The sequence below is a fragment of the Streptomyces sp. NPDC045846 genome (genome assembly GCF_056431605.1).
In genome coordinates, this window is sequence record NZ_JBWKKJ010000002.1 from 653355 (window position 1) to 675427 (window position 22073).

The window sequence follows — 22073 nt, forward strand, 5'->3', positions numbered from 1 at the left end:
CGCATAGCCTCCCTGGGCCATGGATTACTGCCACTCCTGCCGACGGCACCTCAACGGCGCGCTGGCCTGCGCCGGTTGCGGAACCCCCGTCGAGGAGCTCGCGCCCGCGCCCGAGGACGAGCTCCTGGTGTACGCGGGTGCCCCGCGCGGCGTCGCGGAGGTGCTGGGGCCGTCCGGTCATCGCCGCGCCCGCGGGGGGCGGCGCGGACGGCGCAAGCGCGGGAAGGCGATCCTCTTCGGCTCGGCGGGGCTGGTCCTGGTGGCCGGGGCGGTCGGGTTCGTGCAACTGGCCCTGGAGGCGCCGGTCGACGACCGGGCCTCGACCGTGCACGAGGACCAGACGATCTCCGATCCCCAGCCGCTGCCGTCGGGCAGCGAGGCCGCGGTGCCCGCGAGGCCGACGGTGAAGCCGGTGTCCTCGCGGGGGCACGGGCGCGGATCGGGCCCGGCAGGCGGGGAGCCCGGCCGTGGCGCGGGTGAGGCCGAGCCGCCCCGGAGCGAGGGCCCCTCGCCCCGGGGCTCCACCCCGGACACTCCCGGCCCGGGCCCCACTTCGTCCCGGCCCGCGACCACTCCCACGCCCGGGGCGCCCGATTCACCCCCGCCGGGTGGGCCGAGCACCCCGGGCGGGACCGCGCCGTCGACGCCGCCCCCCGCGCCGCCCAAGCCGAAGCCCTGCAAGCCCTTCCTCTTCTGGTGCGTCTGACCCGCGGACAGGCAGGCACCAGGACGGCGGCCGTCAGCCCAGCATGCGGCGGAGCAGGTCCCGCAGCACCGTGCGCTCCTCGGTCGTGAGCTCGGCCAGCGGCTCCCGGGCGAAGTTCAGGGAGTCCCGCAGACGGGTGGCGGTCGCGAGACCTTCGGGGGTGGGGGCGGCCAGTTTGACGCGGCGGTCGTCCGGGTCCGGGCGCCGTTCCACCAGGCCCCGGACTTCGAGGCGGTCGACGATGCCCGTGATGTTCGACGGCTCGCACTTCAGCTTCAGGGCGATTCGCCGCATCGGCATCGGTTCCAGGGCGAGCAGCCCGAGGACGCGGGCCTGCGCGCCCGTGAGGGCGTGCTCGGCCGCGGCCCGGTCGTACTCCTCGTAGTAGCGGCCGACGACCGTGCCGATCAGCTCGACGACTTCGAGGCTCAGGGGATCCATGCGGGAGGGCATGCCCCCAGCCTACCGAGTTACTTGACAATCTCAAATATCCAGGCGCATTGTTCTTTCAGTACCTGAAGTATTCGGCACTCGGCCCATCGGCGTACCGGTGCGGCGACGGCGTGCCGATAGGTACTGACGTACCCGATCCACCGATCAGCATTTGCTCGCAGGAGGACGCACCCCATGGCCACCTCGTCCGCACTCCCCGCCACCAGCCGCGAATGGCACCTCGTCGCCCGCCCGAACGGCTGGCCCGCGCCCTCCGACTTCGCGCTCCGGGAGGTCCCCGTCACCGAGCCCGGGGCGGGCCGCATCCTGGTGCGGAACCTCTTCATGTCGGTCGACCCGTACATGCGCGGCCGCATGAACGACGTGAAGTCCTACGTCCCGCCGTTCCAGCTGGAGCGGCCGATGGACGGCGGCGCGGTCGGTGAGGTCATCGCCTCGAACGACGAGCGGTTCGCCGTGGGCGACCACGTCCTGCACGGCCTCGGCTGGCGCGAGTACGCCGACGTCGACGCGAAGCACGCCACCAAGGTCGACGGGGAGATCGCCCCGCTCTCCGCGTACCTCGGCGTGCTGGGCATGCCGGGCCTGACCGCGTACGCCGGTCTCCTGGAGGTCGCCTCCTTCAAGGAGGGCGACGCGGTGTTCGTCTCCGGCGCGGCCGGCGCGGTGGGCAGCCAGGTCGGCCAGATCGCCCGGCTCAAGGGCGCCTCGCGGGTCATCGGCTCGGCCGGGTCCGACGAGAAGGTCAAGTGGCTCGTGGAGGAGCTCGGCTTCGACGCCGCCTTCAACTACAAGAAGGGCCCGGTCCTGGAGCAGCTGCGCGCGGCGGCCCCGGACGGCATCGACGTCTACTTCGACAACGTAGGCGGCGAGCACCTCGAAGCCGCCATCTCGGCGCTCAACGTGCACGGCCGCGCCACGATCTGCGGAATGATCGCGGGCTACAACGACACCGAGCCCACCCCCGGCCCGCGCAACATGGCCATGATCATCGGTAAGCGGCTGCGGCTCCAGGGCGTTCTGGTGGGTGACCACTACGGCCTTCAGCAGCAGTTCGTCGGCGAGGTCGCGGGCTGGCTCGCCTCCGGCGAGCTCAAGTACAACGAGACCGTCGTCGACGGCATCGAGAACGGCGTCGAGGCCTTCCTCGGCATGCTGCGCGGCGAGAACACCGGAAAGATGGTCGTCTCGCTCGGCGAGTAGTCCCCGGACGGGCCCCGCCCGGGCGGCGCGGAGTGTGCGGTGGGAAGTGACCCACCGCACACTCCGCCTCATGGTTTCCGCGATCCGATAAGGTTTTTCCACATCCCGGCGGCCGTGGGCGCGAGCGGCCGCGAACCCAGGAGGAGCAGCCCAGCATGTCCATACAGAAGTCCGAGGTCCTCTACACCGCCGTCGCCACCGCCGAGAACGGCCGCGACGGCCGCGTCTCCACCGACGACGGCCGGCTGGACGTCGTCGTCAACCCGCCGAAGGAGATGGGCGGCAGCGGCGCGGGCACCAACCCCGAGCAGCTCTTCGCCGCCGGCTACAGCGCCTGCTTCCAGGGCGCCCTCGGTGTCGTCGCCCGCAACGAGAAGGCCGACATCTCCGGCTCGACCGTCACCGCGCACGTCGGCATTGGCAAGAACGACGACGGCTTCGGCATCCACGTCGAGATCACCGCGTCCATCCCGAACGTGGACCGCGCCACCGCCCAGGACCTCATCGAGAAGGCCCACCAGGTCTGCCCGTACTCCAAGGCGACCCGCGGCAACATCACGGTGAACCTCGCGGTCGCGTAACCAGTGCCCCGCGAAGGACCGCGCCCCGAGGGGCGCGGTCCTTTGTCATGCTGGCCCGCATGACCTTTCCCGAGACGGCCCCGTACGACCACGGCATGCTCGACACCGGTGACGGACACCGCGTCCACTGGGAAGTCTGCGGAAATCCGCGGGGAAAGCCCGCGGTCGTGGTGCACGGCGGGCCCGGTTCCGGCGCGGGGCCGTTCTGGCGGCGCTACTTCGACCCGGCCCGCTACCGCGTCGTCCTCTTCGACCAGCGCGGCTGCGGCCGCTCCACGCCGCCCGCCAGTGACGCGGCCACCAGCCTGGCCACCAACACCACGCACCACCTCGTCGCGGACATGGAGCGGCTGCGCGAACACCTCGGCATAGCCAAGTGGCTGCTGTTCGGCGGCTCTTGGGGCGCCACGCTCGGCCTCGCGTACGCGCAGAAGCACCCGGAGCGGGTCAGCGAGGCCGTCCTCTTCTCGGTCGTGACGACCGGCCGGGCCGAAGTGGACTGGATCACCGAGGGGGTGCGGGTCCACTTCCCCGAGGCGTGGGCCGACTTCCGCGCCGCCGCGCACCCCGCCGAGGGCGAGCGGCTGGTCGACGCGTACGCCCGGCTGCTCGCCGACCCCGACCCGGCCGTGCGCGAGGAGGCGGCCCGGATGTGGTGCCGCTGGGAGGACACGCACGTACGGGCGGCGGGCACGCCGCTGGTCGAGGAGTTCGGCGAGACGCGGTACACCGATCCCGCCTTCCGGATGGCCTTCGCCCGCATCGTCACGCACTACTGGCGCCACGCGGCCTGGCTCGACGAGGGCCAACTGGTCGAGGGCGCGGGCAAGTTGGGCGGCGTCCCCGGTGTGCTCATCACCGGAGGACAGGACCTCAGCTCGCCGCCCGATCCCGCGCGGGCGCTCGCCGCGCGATGGCCGGGGTGCGAACTCCTGGTCGTCGACGAGGCCCGGCACGGCCTGGGCCACCCCGGCATGAGCGGGGCGGCCCAGGCCGCGCTGGACCGGTTCGCGCGCTACTGGCCGATCGCCGCGTTGTAGACCGCGCGCGCCAGCCGCTCGTTCTCCGGGGCGGCGCCGCCCGGGAAGGCGAACCGGCGCCGCGTGTAGCCGTACGCCAGGCCCGAGCGCGGGTCACCGAGGGCGAGGGAGCCCGCGGCGCCGCTGTGGCCGAAGGTGTTCGCGCCCAGCGCGGGGTAGGTGAGGCCGAGCGCCTGGAACCCGAGGGCGAAGTCGCTCGGGTTGCCGAGCACCAGGTCGGGCCCGGTCGAGTGGACGAGGGCGAACTCGGCGACGGTCTCCGGCTTCAGGAGCGGGCCCTGTCCGTTGAACGCGCCGATGGCGGCCGCGTACATCCCGGCGATGCCGCGCGCGTTGCCCGCACCGCCCACCGAGGCCGGGCTCTTGGCCAGCGAGGCGGGCGAGTTGACGAAGTCCACCAGGTCGAAGGACGGGTCGGCGCTCGTGTTGAACGCGATCGGGAGCCGGCTGTAGCGGCCGACCGCGCCCGCTGCGAGGACGGCCTGCTGCTCGGGCGTCGGCAGCATCGGCAGGACGTCGCGGTAGCGGGCCCGCTCGGCCTCGGGCAGCCCGAGGAAGAAGTCCAGGCCGTACGGCGCCCGCACGCGCTCCTCGAAGATCTCCTGGACGGTGCGGCCGGTCGCCCGCACCACCACCTCGCCGGCGAGCGCGCCGATCGCGAGCGCGTGGTAGCCGTGGCCCACGCCCGGCTTCCAGAACGGCCGCTGGCTCGCGAGCCGTTCGGCGACCACGCGGTCGTCGGCGAGCTCCTCCGGGGTGAAGCCGTCGTCCGCGCCGATGACGCCGGAGCGGTGCGTCAGGAGCTGACGCAGCGTCACCTCGCCCTTGCCCTCGGCTGCGAACTCGGGCCAGTAGTGGGCAACTTGACGGTCCAGGTCGAGGACGCCGTCCTGGACGAGGAGGGCCACCACGAGGTAGGCCGCGCCCTTGGTGGTGGAGAAGACGCCGGACAGCGAGTCCCCGGAGACGTCACCGGCCCACAGGTCCACGACCAGACGGCCGTCCTTGTACGCGGCGAGCTGGGCCGCCGGGTCGTGCTCCTCGGCGGCCACGAACGCCGCGAACTCCTCGCGCACGCTCTCGTATCCGTCGGCGACGGTGCCCTGCACGGTGATGGCCGTCGTGGTGATGGTGTTGCTCGACATCTGGAGTACCCCCCGGGTCGTTGCTGGTGATGAGCACAACCCAAGAGTTAGCGCCCTTCATTCCCGCAGCGCGAGCAATCTTCGACGCGGCTGGATCCCGCCCCACCGCGGCCGGATAAGGTCGGTGCCATGCGTGATCTCGGGGCGGGCTTCGGATATCTGGTCAAGGGGCAGCGATGGGCCGCCGGGCACGGCCGGTCGCTGGGCGTCGGGCTGCTGCCCGGCCTCCTCACGCTCGTCCTGTACGTGGGCGCGCTGGTCGGACTCGCCTACGGCGCCGACGACTTCGTCGGCTGGGCGACCCCCTTCGCCGACGGCTGGTCCTCGCCCTGGCTCGGCCTGTTCCGCGGCTTTCTGACCGCGCTGGTCTTCGCGCTCGGCCTGCTCCTCGCCGTGATCTCCTTCACCGCGGTGACCCTGCTCGTCGGGCAGCCCTTCTACGAGAAGCTGTCCGGCGACGTGGACCGGGCCGAGGGCGGCGGCGAGGCCCCCGAGTCCGGCCTCTCGCTCGGACGCGAACTGTGGGTCTCCGCCCGCGACTCCGTGCGCATCCTGGTCAGGGTCGCCTGCTACGGCGTCCTGCTCTTCGCCCTCGGCTTCATCCCGGTCGTCGGCCAGAGCGTGATCCCGGCGATCGGCTTCTGCGTCACCGGCTTCTTCCTCACCGAGGAGCTCACCGCGGTCGCCCTCCAGCGCCGGGGCATGGAACTGCCCTCCCGGCTCGCCCTGTTGCGCTCGCGCCGCCTGATGGCCCTGGGCTTCGGCGTGCCCCTCGCGCTCGCCTTCGTGATCCCGCTGGTCGCCGTCTTCCTGATGCCGGGCGCGGTGGCGGGCGCGACCCTGATGGTGCGGGACCTGCTGGGCGAGTCGGAGCCGGACCCCGAGCCGGAGGCGGAGGGCGGCGCGGGTGCGGGCCCCGGTCCGGTCCGCGTCCCGCACACCTCTTGATCCCGGGGCCGGTCGCGGTCAGCATCGCCGCATGACCGAACGCGCCGGTGTGGCCGGATGAAGACCCTCAAGCCGCTCAACCTGCTGCTGATCTTCCTGCTCGAACTCGCCGTCCTCGCCGCCGCCTGCTTCTGGGGCTTCGCCCGGGACGCGGGTTGGCTCGTGCGCATCCTGCTCGGCATCGGCGCCCCGGCCGCGCTCGCCGTGGTGTGGGGGCTGTGCGGGGCGCCCGACGCCCGGTACAAGACGCGCGGCGCGGTACGGGTCCTCTTCGAGGTCGCCTGGTTCGGCAGCGGGGCGGCCGCCCTGGCCGTCGCGGGCCAAACCGGGGCGGCGCTGGTGTTCGCGGCGGTCGCGGTGGTGAGCAAGACGCTCGCCGTCCTCTGGCGGCAGTAGCCGTCCGCGCGTCCGGAGCGTGACCTCGGGCTTCGGCCGACCCCGACCGCGGGGGCGGCGTCCGCAAATGGCATGATCTGGCCGTCATGACGAATGCCCGGTCGCCGCTGCGCACCCTGCGGGCCGCGATGTTCGCGGCGTTGTGCGTGGCTTTGGCCGCGGTGGGGCATTCGTCCATGTCCGGGCATGACATCCCCTTCCCCGTCCTGCTCGCCGCGTTCGCCGCCACGGGAGCGGTTGCCTGGTGTGGGGCCGGACGGCAGCGCGGGGTCGCCGCCATCGCGGCCGGCCAGGTCGCGGCCCAGGGCGCCCTGCACGTGCTGTTCGCCAAGACCCAGCCCATGACCGGGATGCCCGGCATGACTGGCACGACCGGAGCGTCCGGGATGGCGCACGCGCCGGACCCGATGCCCATGCCGATGCCGATGCCGACGATGACGTGCGGGGCGCGGTACGCCCATCTCATGCCGGACCCGTCCGACGGCCACGCCATGCAGGACATGCCGGGGATGGCGTCCATGACATCCACGTCCATGACATCCGTGGCCGGGGACTCCATGACCGGGGCCGCCGACCAGGCGCACGCCCTCGCCATGGACGCCGCCGCCCACACCATGTCCGGCGGCATGCTCGCCGCCCACCTCCTCGCCGCCCTGGTCTGCGGGCTGTGGCTGTGGCGCGGCGAGACCGCCGCCTTCCGGCTGGCCCGGGCCGTCGGCGCGCTCGGGGTGCTCGCCACGCGACCGCTGCGCCGCGCCCTCGCCCTCGTACGCACCTGCGTGCCCGCGCCGTCGCGGCCCGCGCGCAGGCCGCGACCGCACCACCGCCCGCGCCCGAGGCTGCGCGGAGCGGTGCACAGCCATGCCTTCATCCGGCGGGGGCCGCCGGCCCGGGGACGCACCCGAGCCACGGCCCCCGGCCGACCCGCCTTCGCCTGATCCGGCACCGGCGTGGCCAGGGGTCCCTTCACCCATGCCCACGCCGATCGTCAGGATCCTCATGTCCGTCGACACCCCTTCGCGGGAAACCGCGCCACCTCCCACCACGCGGCCCTCGACCTGGGCCGCGCTGCGCCCGCTCGCGCTGCGGCTGCACTTCTACGCGGGGGTGCTGATCGCCCCGCTGCTGTTCCTGGCCGCCGTCACCGGCCTGCTCTACGCGCTGTCCTTCCAGGCCGAGAACGTGCTGTACCGGCACGAACTGCGGGTCCCCGCGGGTGAGGCCGTACAGCCGCTCACCGCCCAGGTCGCCGCCGCGAAGGCGGCCCACCCCGAGGGGGAGGTGACCGCCGTCTGGCCCTCGCCCGAGGAAGGCGCCACCACCCGTGTCCTCATGAAGGCTCCCGGTCTCGCGCAGGACGAGTCGCTGGCCGTGTTCGTGAACCCGTACACCACCGAGGTGCGCGGCGCGCTCGCCAGCACCGGAAGCTCGGGCGCGCTGCCGCTGCGCAGCTGGCTCTCGTCCTTCCACGCCGACCTCAAGCTGGGCGAGGCGGGCCGCAACTACAGTGAGCTGGCGGCCAGTTGGCTCTGGGTCGTCGCCCTCGGCGGCGCCCTGCTGTGGATCGGCCGGCGTCGGCGGGCCCGGCTGCTGCGCCCCGAGCGCGGCGCCACCGGCCGCCGCCGCACCCTGTCCTGGCACGGGTCGGTCGGCCTGTGGGCGGTGGTCGGCCTGGTGCTGCTCTCCGCCACCGGCCTCACCTGGTCGCGGTACGCGGGCGAGAACATCGCCGAGCTGAAGGACCGGCTCGGCGGCGCCACCCCCACCGTCGCGGCGGCCACCGCGGGCGGCATGGGCGCGGGCGGCCACGAACACCACGAGGGCATGGTGATGCCGCCCGCCGCGCCCTCCACGCTCACCCTCGACCAGGTGGCCGAGACCGCGCGCGCCCAGGGCGTGCGGGCGAGCATCCAGATCAGCCTGCCCAGCGCGGGCAAGGGCTTCGTGGTGCGCGAGCGCGACACCGAGTTCCCCGTGCACCTGGACTCGGTGGCCATCGACCCCGCCGACGGCAAGGTCCTGGACGTGCTGCGGTTCTCCGACTATCCGCTCCTGGCCCAGCTGACCCGCTTCGGCATCGACGCGCACATGGGCGTCTTCCTCGGCCTGCCCAACCAGCTCGCTCTCGCGGCGCTCGCCGTGGCGCTGATCGCGCTCATCGGCTGGGGCTACCGCATGTGGTGGCAGCGCAGGCCCACCAAGGAGCGCGCCCTCGGCGTCGGCCGCCCGCAGCCGCGCGGCGCCTGGCGCAAGGTGCCGCTCCCGGTGCTGCTCGTGCTCGGGGCGGTGACGGCGGTGGTCGGCTGGTTCGTCCCGCTCCTCGGGCTCAGCCTGCTGGCGTTCCTCGCCGTGGACGCCCTGCTCGGCCTGCGCGCCCGCACACGGGCCGCACGTACGTCCTGAACTCCGCCGGGCCCGCACGCGGTTGACGCGTGCGGGCCCCGCGGGGCTATGCGGCGGCGACCCGGACGATCGCCCTCAGCTGGGCCACGATGTCCAGCCGGTTCCGGACGAACTGGGGGTCCGTCACCGTGCCCGTCGCCGGATCGGTGTTCCCCGGCCCGAACTGCAGCACCGGCGTGTGCACATGGCCGCCCGGGATGCTCAGGCCCAGTCGGTCGCGGAGCAGGGTGGCCCGGTAGGCGATCTCGTTGGAGAGGTAGTCGCCGCCGCCCCCGGCCCGTGCGGTCGAGCCCGGGGTCGGCCCGTCGGGCCGGTCCACCGGCTCCGTCGCCCCGGCCGGGATCTCGGTCACGTCGGTGTGGTCGTACACCGGGAAGCGGCCGGTGGGCGCGGCCACGATGTCCTGGTACGGCAGCGTCGTCCGGGTCCACTGCGGCTGCGTCGCCGGGTCGCTCACCGGGACCCGGCCGGTGCTCGACGCGTTGTCGTTGTCCGGGAAGCCGCCCCGCCAGGCCCCGTTGAACCGCTCGACGTCGATGCGTCCGACGCGGCCCTGGCTCACCGTGGTGAAGACGTCCACCTTCGGCAGCACCGGCGCCAGCGCCCGCTCGACCACGCCGTCGGCGAAGTCCTGCCAGCGCACCGGGAAGGTCACCGTCTCGATCCGGGCGGGCTGCCCGTCGGCGGTGCGGACCCAGGTGCCGTCCAGGGCGAGCGCGGTCGCCCCCGACGGATTGCTGATCCTGATGTCCCGGTCCAGGGTGAACGGGTCGAAGCCGGTCAGCAGGATCTTCTTGAAGCCCTTGCCCCGCGGGTAGTCGACGGTGCTCTGCCCGCGCGAGGTCTGCTCCAGCCGGTCCAGGAGGGCCGTGCGGTCCGCGTCGGACAGGCCGAACTCCGGCTGCCAGAGCCGCAGTTCGCGGGTCAGGCCGAGACGGGCCCAGTACAGCGGGCGGTCGTCGTCGCGGCTCAGGTCGCCGCCCGCGGGCCCCCGGCCCTGCACCCGGTCCACCGCCCGCCGCCACAGCCGCGTCCCCTCGCGCTCGACGAGTCGCCGGGCCGCGCCGTAGGACCGGGTGGCCTCCAGAGCGCGGGTGAACCCCGGTGCCACGTCCGCGAATCCGCTGCGCGCCAGGATCTCCTTGGGCACGGGACCGTCGAGGCGCTGCTCCTCGACGGTGGCCTGCCGGGGCACGGTCGCCGCCTGCGCGGGGGCCGGGCCGAGCAGCGTACAGAACGTCATCGCCGCGACCGCCCACCCGAGCCGCGCCACCCGTACACGTCGTCGCACCACAGATCCTTCCGTCGAAGTCCGGTGGCGCCCAGTATTCGCACGGAAGTCCCGTGTGGATAGAGGGACTTATGAGCCGTCGGTGGCGTTGGCGGTCCCGAGCAGGGAGACGAAGTCCTGGAAGGCGGCCGCCATGTCCACCGACCCGGGGTCGAGCAGCCACTGGTACTGGAGGCCGTCCATCACCGCGACGAGCAGCGGGGCCGCCCGTTCCGGGGTGAGCCCGCCGGGGAGCCGGTCGCCGTACTCGGCGCGCAGCACCGCGGTCATCTCCTCGCGCACCTGGGCGTAGCGGCGCGTGAAGAACGGGCGGGCGGGGTGGTCGTCGGTCACCGATTCGCCGAGCAGCGCCGAGAACGTCTGGACGATGCCGGGCCGCATCGCGTTGTACTCGACCAGCGACGCGAGGAGTTCCAGCCGCCAGCCCTCGGCCGAGGTGCGGCGCCCGCCGGTGTCCCACTGGTCCCGCTCCTCCAGGACGGCGACGAGCAGCGCCTCCTTCGTGGGGAAGTAGTGGAGCAGGCCCTGCTGGGTGAGGCCGACCCGCTCGGCGACCGCGCCGAGGGAGGCGCCCCGGTAGCCGCGCTCCGCGATGACCTCCAGGGCGGCCCGCAGGATGTCCGCGCGCCGTTCCTCGCTTCTCGCGCTCCTGGTCCTCGCCATGTCCGCCCCCGCTCCGTGCCGGTCCGTCGGTGTTCCGAGAGGACCGTACGGCATTCGATTGTCACGGACAGATAACTAACCCTACCGTTCTACAGGTAGCCGGGCCACCATGGACCCAGCAGCGGACTTCAACGAGGAGGTACGGCCGTGGCAGACGCACCTGTTTCCACCCCCGACTACAGCGAGGCCGTGGAGACGGCGCTCGGCAAACTCGATCTGGAGGCCAAGGCCCGGCTGCTGGCCGGGCAGGACATGTGGTCGCTGCCCGCCCTGCCGCAGATCGGGCTCGCCTCCCTGGTGATGTCCGACGGGCCGATCGGGGTGCGCGGCGTCCGCTGGACCGCCGACGACCCGTCCGTCGCCCTGCCCTCGCCGACCGCGCTCGCCGCCACCTGGGACCCGGAGCTCGCCCGCCGGGCCGGCACCCTGCTCGCCCAGGAGGCCCGCCGCAAGGGCGTCCACGTGCTGCTCGCGCCGACCGTGAACCTGCACCGCTCACCGCTCGGCGGCCGCCACTTCGAGTGCTACTCCGAGGATCCCTGCCTCACCGGCGAGATCGCCTCCGGCTACGTGGGCGGCGTCCAGGGCGGCGGCGTCGGCACCACCGTCAAGCACTTCGTCGCCAACGACGCCGAGACCGACCGCTTCACCGTCGACAACGTCGTCGCCCCGCGCCCGCTGCGCGAGCTCTACCTCGCCCCCTTCGAGGCCATCGTCCAGAACCCCCGCCCCTGGGGCATCATGGCCGCCTACAACCAGGTCAACGGCACGACGATGACCGAGCACCACCACCTCCAGAACGAGGTGCTGCGCGGCGAGTGGGGCTTCGACGGGTTCATCGTCTCCGACTGGATGGCCGCCCGCTCGACCGCCGGGGCGATCCTCGGCGGACTCGACGTCGCGATGCCGGGCCCCCGGACCGTCTACGGCGACGCCCTCGCCGCCGCCGTCCGCAAGGGCGAGGTCGACGAGTCGGTCGTCGACGACGCGGTACGCAACGTGCTGCGGCTCGCGGCCCGCGTCGGCATCCTCGACGGCGTCGACGGCGCCGTCACCGAGCTCCCCGCCGCCGTCGACGGCCCGGCGCTGGCCCGCGAGATCGCCCGCCGCGCCTTCGTCCTCGTACGCAACGAACGCGACGCCCTGCCCATCGACCCGGCCCGCGTCCGCACCGTGGCCCTCAGCGGCGCCGCCGCCCGCGACGCGCGCGTGCTCGGCGGCGGCTCGGCCACCGTCTTCCCCGAGCACGTCGTCTCCCCGCTCGACGGCCTCACCGCGGCGCTGCCCGAGGGCGCGCTCACCTACACCGTGGGCGCCGACCCGAGCGACGAACTCGCCCCCGCCGACCAGGGGTTCGAGCTGCGCGCCGTGTGCCGCGACGCGGCGGGCAACGTCCTCGGCACGGGCTCGCTGCCCAGCGGCCAGGTCCAGTGGATCGGCGACGACCTGCCCGCCGGGGTGACCCACGAGGCGCTGCACTCCGTCGAGGTCACCGGCACCTTCACCCCGCGCGAGAGCGGCGAGCACGCCTTCGGCACCCGGGGCATCGGCGCCTTCGCCCTCCGCGTCGACAGCCACACCCTGTGGGAGGGGACGCAGCCGATGGGCGACGCGTCCGACCCCTTCGAGGCGTTCTTCGGCGCCCCCGCCGAACGCGGCCGCGCCCACCTCAGCGAAGGCGTCCCCGTCGAGGTGTCCCTGCGGCACACCGTGCACCGCGGCGCCGACGTCCCGCTCACGGCCGTGATGTTCTCGCTCACCCACCTCGGGCCGCGGCGCGACCCCGACGAGCTGATCGCCGAGGCCGTCGAGGCGGCGCGCTCGGCCGAGGTCGCCGTGGTGGTGGTCGCCACCACCGACCGCGTCGAGTCCGAGGGCTTCGACCGCCGCGACCTGCGGCTGCCCGGCCGCCAGGACGACCTCGTCCGCGCCGTCGCCGCCGCCAACCCGCACACCGTGGTGATCGTCAACTCCGGCTCCCCGGTGGAGCTGCCGTGGCGCGACGACGTCGCCGCGGTGCTCCTCAGCTGGTTCCCCGGCCAGGAGGGCGGCGCCGCCCTCGCCGACGTCCTGCTCGGCCGCGCCGAACCGGGCGGCCGCCTCCCCACCACCTGGCCGGCCGCGCTCACCGACGCCCCCGTCACCGAGGTCCGCCCCACGCGCGGCCAACTCCCTTACGAGGAGGGCCTGTTCATCGGCTACCGCGCCTACGACCGGGCCGGTACGCATCCCGCCTACCCCTTCGGGCACGGGCTCGGCTACACCAGCTGGGAGTACGAGTCCCTGGAGGTGACCCCCACCCAGGCCAAGGTCCGCGTCCGCAACACGGGCGCGCGCGCCGGCCGCGAGACCGTCCAGATCTATCTGGTGCCGGTCGCCGACCCGGTGGAGCGACCGCGGCGCTGGCTGGCCGGGTTCGCCTCCGTGGAGGCCGGTCCTGGAGAGGCGGCGGAGGTCGAGATCCCGCTGCGGGGGCGGGCGTTCGAGATCTGGGACGAGGAGGCCGGGGGGTGGGTCTTCGTGCCGGGGCAGTACGAGGTGCGGGCCTGTCGTTCCTTGGCGGACGTTCGCCTCTCAGCGACGCTGGAGGTGTGAGGGTGGGGGCCTCGACCGCCCTGCCGGGCGGGTCCGCCCCCAACCCCTCCTCCGCCCGCGCACCGTGCGTGGTTGGTCGCGCAGTTCCTCGCGCCCCTGACCCGTTTTCGTGCTCGGGCCGTGTGTGGTTGGTCGCGCAGTTCCTCGCGCCCCTGACCCGCTTTCGTGCTCGGGCCGTGCGTGGCTGGTCGGGTGTTTCAGCCTGTCCGGCGTTTGAGGACGAGCGCCCTTTCGGCGCGCGATACGGGGTCTGGGGCGGAGCCCCAGGGAGACGGCCCGCACACATCTCACCCCCGGAGGGTCTAGGGAAGGGGCGGGGTGGGGGACTCCGGGGTCTGGGGCGGAGCCCCGGGTCAGCCCCCCGACGTCACCTTTCCGTACGCGATCTCCGCCAAGCGGCCCTGCCCGTTCTTGCTGGGATGGAACCAGTCCCAGGGACTCAGCTGGTCACCGTCGAAGCGGTAGTCGAAGACCGCCCCGCCGTCGTAGCGACAGGCGCGGTCCTTCGCGCACACGTCCCTGAGGACCTCGTTGTACGCCACCACCCGCCGGTACACCTCCGCGCGCCGCTCGGTCGCGGCCGCGCCCAGGTCGTCGGCGTCGGCCAGCATCGACCGGCAGATGCCCAGCTTCCAGATCTGCTTGCCCAGCGGGCTGCCCCGCCCGGTCGACCACAGCCGCTTCAGATCGGGCACGCTCGACACGTACACCTGGGACTTCGGGGACACCGTCCGCAACTGCCGCAGGGACGCCTGGAACTCCGCGCGGAAGGTGCTCACCGGCGTCATGTCCGCGACGTCGTCGCGGCAGGCGTCGTTGGCTCCGGCCATCACCGTGACCAGGCCCGGGTGCTGGGCCGCGGCCAGGCTCATCTGGGCCGGGAGATCGGCCATCCTGGCGCCGGTCTTCGCGTAGTTCCAGCTCTTGGCGGGAGCCTGGGGGCCGAGCAGGCGGGCCGCGAGCGAGTCGACCTGCGCGTCGCTGCCGGTCGCCCAGGAGACCTCCGGGCAGTCCGCGAGGACCGTACAGGCGTCGAAGCCGCGGGTGATGGAGTCGCCGATCGCGGCGAGCGACTTGGGGCTGCGGTCCCAGGTGGGGGAAGGGCTCGGCGAGGGCTTCTTCGTGGCGGACGGACTCGCCGAGGAGCGGCCGCCCCCGGACTCGCAGCCGGCGGTCAGGGCGAGGGCCGTCGCCGCGAGCAGGGCGGCGGTGGCGCGGACGCGGCGGCTCCGGCGGCTGTCCGGCATCCCGGGTCCTCCTCCGTGCGGCGGGCAACGGTCTTTCGCGGCTTTCGCGGCGTCCTCGCGAGTGAAAGCTTGGTGTTCGAAGGCGCTCCGACCGACATTACGACACCCTGGGCACAGCTCCGCGCGGTAGCTTTGGCCCGTCCAGCCAGACGAACCACGCCAGACGGCTCCGGTAAATTACATCACGTCACATACTGTCCCTTTTCAGGAGATTAGCTCCCGATGCTGTTTACTGTTGAACCCAGGGGCAGAATGTCAGGTGCTGTCCTGACCGGGAACGGCAGGGGCGCGAGGCCGCTGGGGAAGGCGAACCTCGAACCGCACTGGAGGTCCCGGTGACGACACGTGGAGTTCTCTACGTCCACTCCGCCCCGCGCGCGCTCTGCCCGCACGTCGAGTGGGCTGTGGCCGGCGTCCTGGGGGTGCGCGTCCAGCTCGACTGGATCCGCCAGCCCGCGTCGCCCGGCACCTGGAGAGCCGAGTTCTCCTGGCGGGGTGAACCCGGCACCGCCTCCAAACTCGCCTCCGCGCTGCGCGGCTGGCACCTGCTGCGCTTCGAGGTCACGGCCGAGCCCTGCGCCACGGCGGAGGGCGAGCGCTACAGCGCCACGCCCGACCTCGGCATCTTCCACGCCGTCACCGGGATCCACGGCGACATCCTGATCCCCGAGGACCGGCTGCGCGCCGCCCTCGCCCGTTCCGTCCAGGGCGAGACCGACCTGGAGGCCGAGATCGCCAAGCTGCTCGGCAAGCCCTGGGACGACGAGTTGGAGCCCTTCCGCTACGCCGGAGAGGGCGCCCCCGTCCGCTGGCTGCACCAGGTCGTCTGAACCAGACCCAGCACCGCGTACGCGAAAGGCCCCACCGAACGGCGGGGCCTTCTCAGCCGCGTACGGAGCGCGCTCAGACCGAGCGGAACGCCAGCACCACGTTGTGGCCGCCGAAGCCGAACGAGTTGTTGATCGCGGAGATCGAACCCTCGGGGAGCTTGCGCGGCTCGCTGCTCACCAGGCCCGGGTCGATCTCGTCGTCGAGCTCGTCGACGTTGATGGTCGGCGGGGCCGTGCGGTGGTACAGGGCGAGGACCGTGGCGACGGTCTCGATGCCGCCCGCACCGCCGAGGAGGTGGCCGGTCATCGACTTCGTCGCGGAGATCGCCACGTGGTCCAGGTCGTCGCCGAGGACCTTGCGCAGCGCCTTGATCTCGGCGATGTCGCCCTGCGGGGTCGAGGTGGCGTGCGCGTTGAGGTGGACGACCTCGGACGGCTTCAGGTCCGTCGAGTCGAGCAGGTTCTGCACCGCGGCGGCGACGCCCCGGCCGGTCGGCTCGGGCTGCGCGATGTGGTGGCTGTCGGCGGAGAGGCCCTGGCCGAGCACCTCGCAGTAGACCCGGGCACCGCGCTTCTCGGCGTGCTCGGCGGACTCCAGGACCACCACGCCGGCGCCCTCGCCCAGGACGAAGCCGTCACGGGCCTTGTCGTAGGGGCGCGAGGCCTGCTCGGGGTGGTCGTTGTTCTTGGACATCGCCATCATGTTGGCGAACGCCGCGATGGGCAGCGGGTGGATGGCCGCCTCGGTGCCGCCCGCGACCACGACGTCGGCGCGGCCGGTGCGGATCATCTCGACGGCGTACCCGATGGCCTCGGCGCCCGAGGCGCAGGCGGAGACGGGGGTGTGGACGCCGGCGCGGGCGTTCACCTCAAGGCCGACGTTGGCCGAGGGGCCGTTCGGCATGAGCATGGGCACGGTGTGCGGGGAGACGCGGCGTACGCCCTTCTCCTTCAGCACGTCGTACTGGTCGAGCAGCGTGGTGACACCGCCGATGCCCGACGCGATGACCGTGCCGAGCCGTTCCGGAGTGACACCGGCCTCGTCGCCCGCCGGGGCGGTGAAGCCCGCGTCGGCCCAGGCCTCCTTGGCCGCGATCAGCGCGAACTGCGCCGAGCGGTCCAGCTTGCGGGCCAGCGGCCGGGGCAGCACCTCACTGGGGTCCACCGCGGCGGGGGCCGCGATCCGGACCGGCAGTTCGGCGAAGCGCTCACCCTCCAGGGGGCGGACACCGGAGCGTCCCGCCAGCAGACCTTCCCAGGTCGAGGCGGTGTCGCCACCCAGCGGTGTGGTTGCGCCGATACCGGTGACGACCACGGTGCGATTGGTCGAGCTCACAGGAAGTTTCTCCACGTGTGTAAGGGACGTGAATCAGCGGCGCCACCGCTGGGTGGCAGCCCGAATTCAGGTCCTGAATCAGGCCTGGTGCTTCAGGATGTAGCTGGCGGCGTCGCCAACGGTCTTGAGGTTCTTGACGTCCTCGTCCGGGATCTTGACGTCGAAGCGCTCTTCGGCGGCGACGACGACCTCGACCATGGACAGCGAGTCGACGTCCAGGTCGTCGGTGAAGGACTTGTCCAGCTGGACGTCCTCGACCGGGATACCAGCGATCTCGTTGACGATCTCGGCGAGACCCTCGACGATCTCTTCCTGCGTGGCGGCCATGTTGGCGCTCCTTCGGTGTTAATGCTTCGAATTACGGGCTTCCGGAAGATCCGGAGTGCCTAGGGGAGGGTAACGACCGTCGCGGCGTACACGAGACCCGCCCCGAAGCCGATGACGAGCGCGGTGTCGCCGCTCTTCGCCTGTCCGGTCGCCAGGAGCCGCTCCATTGCGAGCGGGATCGAGGCGGCCGAGGTGTTGCCGGTGGTTTCCACGTCGCGGGCGACCGTGACGTGGTCCGGCAGTTTGAGAGTCTTCACCATCGAGTCGATGATCCGCATGTTGGCCTGGTGCGGAATGAAGACGTCCAGGTCGTCCGGGCTGATTCCGGCCGCGTCCAGCGCCTGCTGGGCGACCTTCGCCATCTCGAACACGGCCCAGCGGAAGACCGCCTGGCCCTCCTGCGTGATCGCGGGGAACTTGCCCGAGCTGTCGTACTCGGTCCACGGCACGGTCTGCTTGATGGTCTCCGACTTGTCGCCCTCGGAACCCCAGACGGTGGGGCCGATGGCCGGCTCGTCGGAGGGGCCCACCACGACCGCGCCCGCGCCGTCGCCGAACAGGAACGCCGTCGCGCGGTCCTGGAGGTCGGTCAGATCGCTGAGCCGCTCCACGCCGATGACCAGCACGTACTGGGCCGAACCCTCGACGATCATGCCCTTGGCCAGGGTCAGGCCGTAGCCGAAGCCCGCGCAGCCGGCGGAGATGTCGAAGGCGGCGGCCTTGCCGGTGCCGAGCTTGTCGGCGATCTCGGTCGCCACGGCCGGGGTCTGCTTGAAGTGCGAGACGGTCGAGACGATCACGCCGCCGATCTGGTCGGCGGAGATCCCGGCGTCGGCGATCGCCTTGCCCGAGGCCTCGATGGACATCGCGGCCACGGTCTCCTCGGGGGAGGCCCAGTGGCGGGTGGCGATGCCGGAACGCGAGCGGATCCACTCGTCGGAGGAGTCGATCGTCTCCAGGATCACCTCGTTGGGCACCACGCGCACGGGACGGTAGCCGCCCACGCCCATGATGCGCGCGTACGGGGCGCCCTTGCTGGGCCGGATCTTCGACATGGCTCTCGGCTCCTTAGGCGGATGCATGCTCGGCGATGAGCTCACGAGCCGCGTCGAGGTCGGCGGGGGTCTTCAGGGCGAGGGTCTTGACGCCGGGCATCGCGCGCTTGGCGAGGCCGGTCAGGGTGCCGCCCGGGCACAGCTCGATCAGCGCCGTCGCGCCCAGTTCCTTGAACGTCTCCATGCACAGGTCCCAGCGGACCGGGTTGGAGACCTGGTTGACCAGGCGGGACACAACGTCCTGGCCCGACGCGACGGTCTTGCCGTCGGCGTTCGAGACGTACGTGAACCTCGGGTCGGCGACGGTCAGGGACGTGGCCGCCTCCTTGAGCGCCGCCACGGCCGGGGCCATGTGCTCGGTGTGGAAGGCGCCGGCGACCTTCAGGGCCACCACGCGGCGCACGCCCTCGGGCTTGTCGGCCTCCAGGGCGGCGAGCTGCTCGGCGGTGCCGGCGGCCACGATCTGGCCCGCGCCGTTCACGTTCGCCGGGGTCAGGCCCAGCTTCTCCAGGTGCGGCAGCACGTCCTCGGGCTCGCCGCCGAGCAGCGCGGCCATGCCGGTCGGCGTGACGGCGGCGGCCTCGGCCATGCCCAGGCCCCGCTTGCGCACGAAGCCGAGCGCGGCCTCCTCGGACAGGACGCCCGCGAACGCGGTGGCGGTGATCTCACCGACGCTGTGCCCGGCGACGGCGCCGGGGGAGACCTCACCCAGGGCCGCTGCGGACAGCAGACCCGCGGCGACCAGCAGGGGCTGGGCCACGGCGGTGTCGCGGATCGCGTCGGCGTCCGCCTGCGTGCCGTAGTGGACGAGGTCAAGACCGATGGCGTCCGACCACGCGGCGAGCCGGTCGGCAGCGCCGGGAAGGTCGAGCCAGGGGGTCAGGAAGCCGGGCGTCTGAGCGCCTTGGCCGGGAGCGACGAGTACGAGCACTCTCACACTCTCTCTTGTGGACGGCTCCGCACGCCCGTGGGGACAGGGACGAAGAACCGTCGGGGGAATTGTGGGTGTCCGACAAAAGTCTAGGACTGCGAATCTCCGTCGGCCAGACGCCCCAGGATCAGCGCGATCCGCAGCGTGAACGCGGAGCGCACATCGGACGGTGACCACCCGGTGACGTCCGTCACACGTCGGAGCCGGTAGCGAACGGTATTGGGGTGGACGAAGAGCATCCGGGCCGCGCCCTCCAGGCTGCTCGCCTGCTCCAGATAAACGCTCAAGGTTTCCAGGAGCGCGGACCCGGCCTCCTCCAGCGGTCTGTAGATCTCCTCCACCAACTGCTCGCGCGCGGCAGGATCGGAGGCGATCGCCCGCTCCGGCAGCAGATCGTCCGCGAGCACCGGGCGCGGGGCGTCCTGCCAGGCCGAGCACGCCTTCAGGCCGGCCGCCGCGGCCTGCGCGGACCGGGTCGCGGCCAGCAGGTCGGGGACGATGGGGCCCGCGACGACGGGGCCCGCGGCATAGGGCCCGATCAGGCCCTTCGCCACGTGGAGCGGGTTGTCGCTGCCGCCCGCGATGACGACCAGGCGGTCACCGAGCACCCCGGTGAGCACCTGGAGCTTGGCGTGCCGCGCGGCCCGCCGGATCGCCTCCACGGTGAGCTCGCTGTCGCCGTCCGGCGCCGTACCGAGGACCACGCAGACGTGCTCCGGCGAGTTCCAGCCGAGCGCCGCTGCCCGGGACACGGCACCCTCGTCCGCCTCGCCGGAGAGCACCGCGTTGACGACCAGGGATTCGAGCCGCGCGTCCCAGGCGCCGCGCGCCTCGGCGGCCTGCGCGTACACCTGGGCCGTCGCGAAGGCGATCTCCCGGGCGTACACGAGCAGTGCCTCGCGCAGGATGGACTCGTCGCCCGGCGCCGCGACCTCCTCGATCGCGGTCTCCATGACCTCGATGGTGGTGCGCACCATCTCGACGGTCTGGCGCAGCGTGATGGCCCGCGTCAGTTCGCGCGGGGCCGTGCCGAAGACGTCGGTCGAGATCGCCTGGGGCGTCTCGGGATGCCGGAACCACTCGGTGAAGGCCGCGATGCCGGCCTGGGCGACCAGACCGATCCACGACCGGTTCTCCGGCGGCATCGCCCGGTACCACGGCAGCGTCGCGTCCATGCGGGCGATGGCGTTCGCTGCGAGCCGCCCCGAGGACTGCTCAAGACGCTTCAGGGTCGCGGCATGCGGATGGGCATTCTTCGCGGGGTGTACGGGATCGGGTGCTGGCACGGGGACAAGACTGCCTTATCGGGATCGCTCCCCGCCGGGCCGGGTCTACGGTGGTGGGCGTGATTTCTGTCAGGCGCGGCGACGAGCGCTACCGAGGCGGGGACCCGGGTGCGGGTATCGAGTCCCTGCACGCCTTCTCCTTCGGGCGGTTCTACGATCCGGACAACCTCCGCTTCGGGCCGGTGCTCGCGTGCAACGAGGAGCGGCTCGCGCCCGGGGCGGGCTTCGACGAGCACCCGCACAGCCACACCGAGATCCTCACCTGGGTCATCGAGGGCGAGCTCACCCACCGCGACTCGGCGGGCCGCACCACGGTGGTGCGGCCCGGCGACGTGCAGTGCCTGAGCTCGGCGGGCGGCGTGCGGCACGAGGAGCGCAACGAGGGACCATCCCCGCTGGTCTTCCTCCAGATGTGGCTCGCCCCGAAGAAGCCGGGCGGTGAACCCGCGTACGACCTCGTGCGCGGCATCGCGGACGCCACGCCCTACGCGGTGCTCCCCGCGGGCGCCATGCTCTACGTCCGCCGCCTCGCGGCCGGGGAGCGCACCGCCGTCCCGGACGCGCCGGGCGTGTACGCGCACGTCGTGCGCGGCCGGGTGCGGCTCGCCGGGGAGCGGCTCGGGCCGGGCGACTCGGCGCGGGTCACCGCGGCGCTGGGGCTGGAGCTGACGGCCGACGAGGACGCCGAGGTGCTGTTCTGGGAGCTCAGCTCCGTGTGAACCCGGCCAGCACGGAGTCCGTGAAGGCGGGCCACACCTCGGCCGCCCAGGGGCCGAACGCGCGGTCCGTCAGGGCGACGCAGGCCAGGCCCGCGTCCGGGTCGATCCACAGGAACGTGCCGGACTGGCCGAAGTGGCCGAACGTGCGGGGCGAGGACGAACTGCCCGTCCAGTGAGGGGACTTGGCGCCGCGGATCTCGAAGCCGAGGCCCCAGTCGTTGGGGTTCTGGTGGCCGTAGCCGGGCAGCACGCCCTTGAGGCCCGGGTACTGCACGTGCATCGCCTCGGCGACCGTGGCCGGGTGGAGCAGCTGCGGCGCCTGCACCTCCGCCGCGAACCGCACCAGGTCCTCCACGCTGGAGACGCCGTCCTTGGCGGGCGAGCCGTCGAGGGTGGTGGACGCCATTCCGAGCGGCTCGAACACGGCCTGGTGCACATAGTCGGCGAAGGGGATGCCCGACTGCTTCGCGATGTGGTCGCCGAGCACCTCGAACCCGGCGTTGGAGTACAGCCTGCGCTCACCGGGCGGCGCCATCACCCGGTGCTCGTCGAAGGCGAGCCCCGAGGTGTGCGCGAGCAGGTGCCGCACGGTCGCGCCGGGGGGCCCGGCCGGCTCGTCGAGCTCGATCGCCCCCTCCTCGTACGCGACGAGGGCCGCGTACGCTGCCAGCGGCTTGGTGACGGAGGCCAGCGGGAACCGGTGGGACACCGGCCCGTGGGTGCCGGCAAGCGTTCCGTCGGCGCGCACCACGGCCGCCGCGGCGGTCGGTACGGGCCAGGTCTCGATGATCCGCAGGCTCTCCATGCGTACGAGCCTAGTCGGCGCTCCGCGGGGTGAAGACCCCGGCCGTACCCGCCGGGTCGCCGGGAACGCCCGGACGGTGTCCGGTGGGACCGGGCCCGCGACGCGCGCCGGGC

At 72.9% G+C, this 22073-nt stretch carries 22 protein-coding genes; 11 read left to right on the forward strand and 11 right to left on the reverse strand.

All coding sequences use genetic code 11. The features are described from left to right. Positions 1-19: 19 nt before the first annotated feature. Positions 20-706 (forward strand): SCO2400 family protein, encoded by a 687-nt coding sequence (locus tag AC07F3_RS07830; protein WP_479111501.1) that lies wholly within the window; start codon positions 20-22, stop codon positions 704-706. Between the two features lie 33 nt (positions 707-739). On the opposite strand, the gene AC07F3_RS07835 is transcribed toward AC07F3_RS07830, so the two are convergent. Further along, positions 740-1159: a MarR family winged helix-turn-helix transcriptional regulator gene (locus tag AC07F3_RS07835; protein ID WP_479111503.1), complete on the reverse strand. Its 420-nt coding sequence runs from the start codon at positions 1157-1159 to the stop codon at positions 740-742. A gap of 174 nt (positions 1160-1333) precedes the next feature. Between AC07F3_RS07835 and AC07F3_RS07840 the strand changes: the two genes are divergently transcribed. The 3 genes from AC07F3_RS07840 (at position 1334) to pip (ending at position 3983) form a co-directional block, all read left to right on the forward strand. Next, on the forward strand, positions 1334-2362 hold the full coding sequence (locus AC07F3_RS07840; RefSeq protein ID WP_479111505.1) for an NADP-dependent oxidoreductase: 1029 nt from the start codon (positions 1334-1336) through the stop codon (positions 2360-2362). Between the two features lie 155 nt (positions 2363-2517). Further along, positions 2518-2943 carry an organic hydroperoxide resistance protein gene (locus tag AC07F3_RS07845; RefSeq protein WP_388977977.1) on the forward strand — a complete coding sequence of 142 codons (426 nt, stop codon included), beginning with the start codon at positions 2518-2520 and terminating at the stop codon, positions 2941-2943. Between the two features lie 59 nt (positions 2944-3002). Then, entirely contained in the window at positions 3003-3983 is a 981-nt protein-coding gene (gene pip, locus AC07F3_RS07850; RefSeq protein WP_479111507.1) for a prolyl aminopeptidase, read from the forward strand. Here the strand turns inward: pip and AC07F3_RS07855 are convergent. Beyond that, entirely contained in the window at positions 3959-5128 is a 1170-nt protein-coding gene (locus AC07F3_RS07855; RefSeq protein WP_479111509.1) for a serine hydrolase domain-containing protein, read from the reverse strand. The two genes, pip and AC07F3_RS07855, sit on opposite strands and share 25 nt — an antisense overlap. 129 nt (positions 5129-5257) lie before the next feature. Here AC07F3_RS07855 and AC07F3_RS07860 point away from each other — a divergent pair, with 129 nt between their 5' ends. From AC07F3_RS07860 to AC07F3_RS07875, 4 genes are all read left to right on the forward strand, one after another. Next, positions 5258-6076, forward strand: coding sequence for an EI24 domain-containing protein (locus AC07F3_RS07860; RefSeq protein ID WP_479111510.1), 819 nt, complete (start codon positions 5258-5260; stop codon positions 6074-6076). Positions 6077-6133: 57 nt separating this feature from the next. Next, entirely contained in the window at positions 6134-6472 is a 339-nt protein-coding gene (locus tag AC07F3_RS07865) for a YrdB family protein (RefSeq protein ID WP_479111512.1), read from the forward strand. An 86-nt stretch (positions 6473-6558) separates the two neighbouring features. Next, positions 6559-7410 carry a hypothetical protein gene (locus tag AC07F3_RS07870; protein WP_479111514.1) on the forward strand — a complete coding sequence of 284 codons (852 nt, stop codon included), beginning with the start codon at positions 6559-6561 and terminating at the stop codon, positions 7408-7410. A 61-nt stretch (positions 7411-7471) separates the two neighbouring features. Further along, entirely contained in the window at positions 7472-8875 is a 1404-nt protein-coding gene (locus AC07F3_RS07875) for a PepSY-associated TM helix domain-containing protein (RefSeq protein WP_479111929.1), read from the forward strand. Between the two features lie 46 nt (positions 8876-8921). On the opposite strand, the gene AC07F3_RS07880 is transcribed toward AC07F3_RS07875, so the two are convergent. Both AC07F3_RS07880 and AC07F3_RS07885 read right to left on the reverse strand, forming a co-directional pair. Next, positions 8922-10118, reverse strand: coding sequence for a pyroglutamyl-peptidase I (locus tag AC07F3_RS07880; protein ID WP_479111930.1), 1197 nt, complete (start codon positions 10116-10118; stop codon positions 8922-8924). A gap of 117 nt (positions 10119-10235) precedes the next feature. Next, entirely contained in the window at positions 10236-10829 is a 594-nt protein-coding gene (locus tag AC07F3_RS07885) for a TetR/AcrR family transcriptional regulator (RefSeq protein WP_479111516.1), read from the reverse strand. 147 nt (positions 10830-10976) lie between these two features. On the opposite strand from AC07F3_RS07885, the gene AC07F3_RS07890 reads away from it, so the two are divergent. Further along, positions 10977-13424 carry a beta-glucosidase gene (locus AC07F3_RS07890; RefSeq protein WP_479111518.1) on the forward strand — a complete coding sequence of 816 codons (2448 nt, stop codon included), beginning with the start codon at positions 10977-10979 and terminating at the stop codon, positions 13422-13424. A gap of 353 nt (positions 13425-13777) precedes the next feature. Here the strand turns inward: AC07F3_RS07890 and AC07F3_RS07895 are convergent, their stop codons facing one another. After that, positions 13778-14671 (reverse strand): SGNH/GDSL hydrolase family protein, encoded by an 894-nt coding sequence (locus AC07F3_RS07895; RefSeq protein ID WP_479111520.1) that lies wholly within the window; start codon positions 14669-14671, stop codon positions 13778-13780. A gap of 335 nt (positions 14672-15006) precedes the next feature. On the opposite strand from AC07F3_RS07895, the gene AC07F3_RS07900 reads away from it, so the two are divergent. Beyond that, complete coding sequence (locus tag AC07F3_RS07900; RefSeq protein ID WP_120723681.1) at positions 15007-15501, forward strand: DUF3145 domain-containing protein; 495 nt, start codon at positions 15007-15009, stop codon at positions 15499-15501. Positions 15502-15574: 73 nt separating this feature from the next. Here the strand turns inward: AC07F3_RS07900 and fabF are convergent, their stop codons facing one another. The 5 genes from fabF to AC07F3_RS07925 all read right to left on the reverse strand — a co-directional run bounded on the left by fabF (position 15575) and on the right by AC07F3_RS07925 (position 20436). Continuing rightward, complete coding sequence (fabF, locus tag AC07F3_RS07905; RefSeq protein WP_479111522.1) at positions 15575-16837, reverse strand: beta-ketoacyl-ACP synthase II; 1263 nt, start codon at positions 16835-16837, stop codon at positions 15575-15577. 78 nt (positions 16838-16915) lie between these two features. Beyond that, the gene (locus tag AC07F3_RS07910; protein WP_053730594.1) at positions 16916-17164 is read right to left on the reverse strand and encodes an acyl carrier protein; all 249 of its coding nucleotides are present in this window, start codon (positions 17162-17164) and stop codon (positions 16916-16918) included. Between the two features lie 59 nt (positions 17165-17223). Further along, positions 17224-18219: a beta-ketoacyl-ACP synthase 3 gene (locus AC07F3_RS07915; protein WP_479111524.1), complete on the reverse strand. Its 996-nt coding sequence runs from the start codon at positions 18217-18219 to the stop codon at positions 17224-17226. A gap of 13 nt (positions 18220-18232) precedes the next feature. Then, complete coding sequence (locus AC07F3_RS07920) at positions 18233-19150, reverse strand: ACP S-malonyltransferase (protein WP_479111526.1); 918 nt, start codon at positions 19148-19150, stop codon at positions 18233-18235. Between the two features lie 89 nt (positions 19151-19239). Then, positions 19240-20436 (reverse strand): PucR family transcriptional regulator, encoded by a 1197-nt coding sequence (locus AC07F3_RS07925; protein ID WP_114035463.1) that lies wholly within the window; start codon positions 20434-20436, stop codon positions 19240-19242. A gap of 59 nt (positions 20437-20495) precedes the next feature. On the opposite strand from AC07F3_RS07925, the gene AC07F3_RS07930 reads away from it, so the two are divergent. Continuing rightward, on the forward strand, positions 20496-21155 hold the full coding sequence (locus AC07F3_RS07930; RefSeq protein ID WP_479111528.1) for a pirin family protein: 660 nt from the start codon (positions 20496-20498) through the stop codon (positions 21153-21155). Here AC07F3_RS07930 and AC07F3_RS07935 read toward each other — a convergent pair. Next, the gene (locus AC07F3_RS07935; RefSeq protein ID WP_479111530.1) at positions 21142-21960 is read right to left on the reverse strand and encodes a serine hydrolase domain-containing protein; all 819 of its coding nucleotides are present in this window, start codon (positions 21958-21960) and stop codon (positions 21142-21144) included. The genes AC07F3_RS07930 and AC07F3_RS07935 overlap by 14 nt on opposite strands. Between the last annotated feature and the right edge of the window lie 113 nt (positions 21961-22073).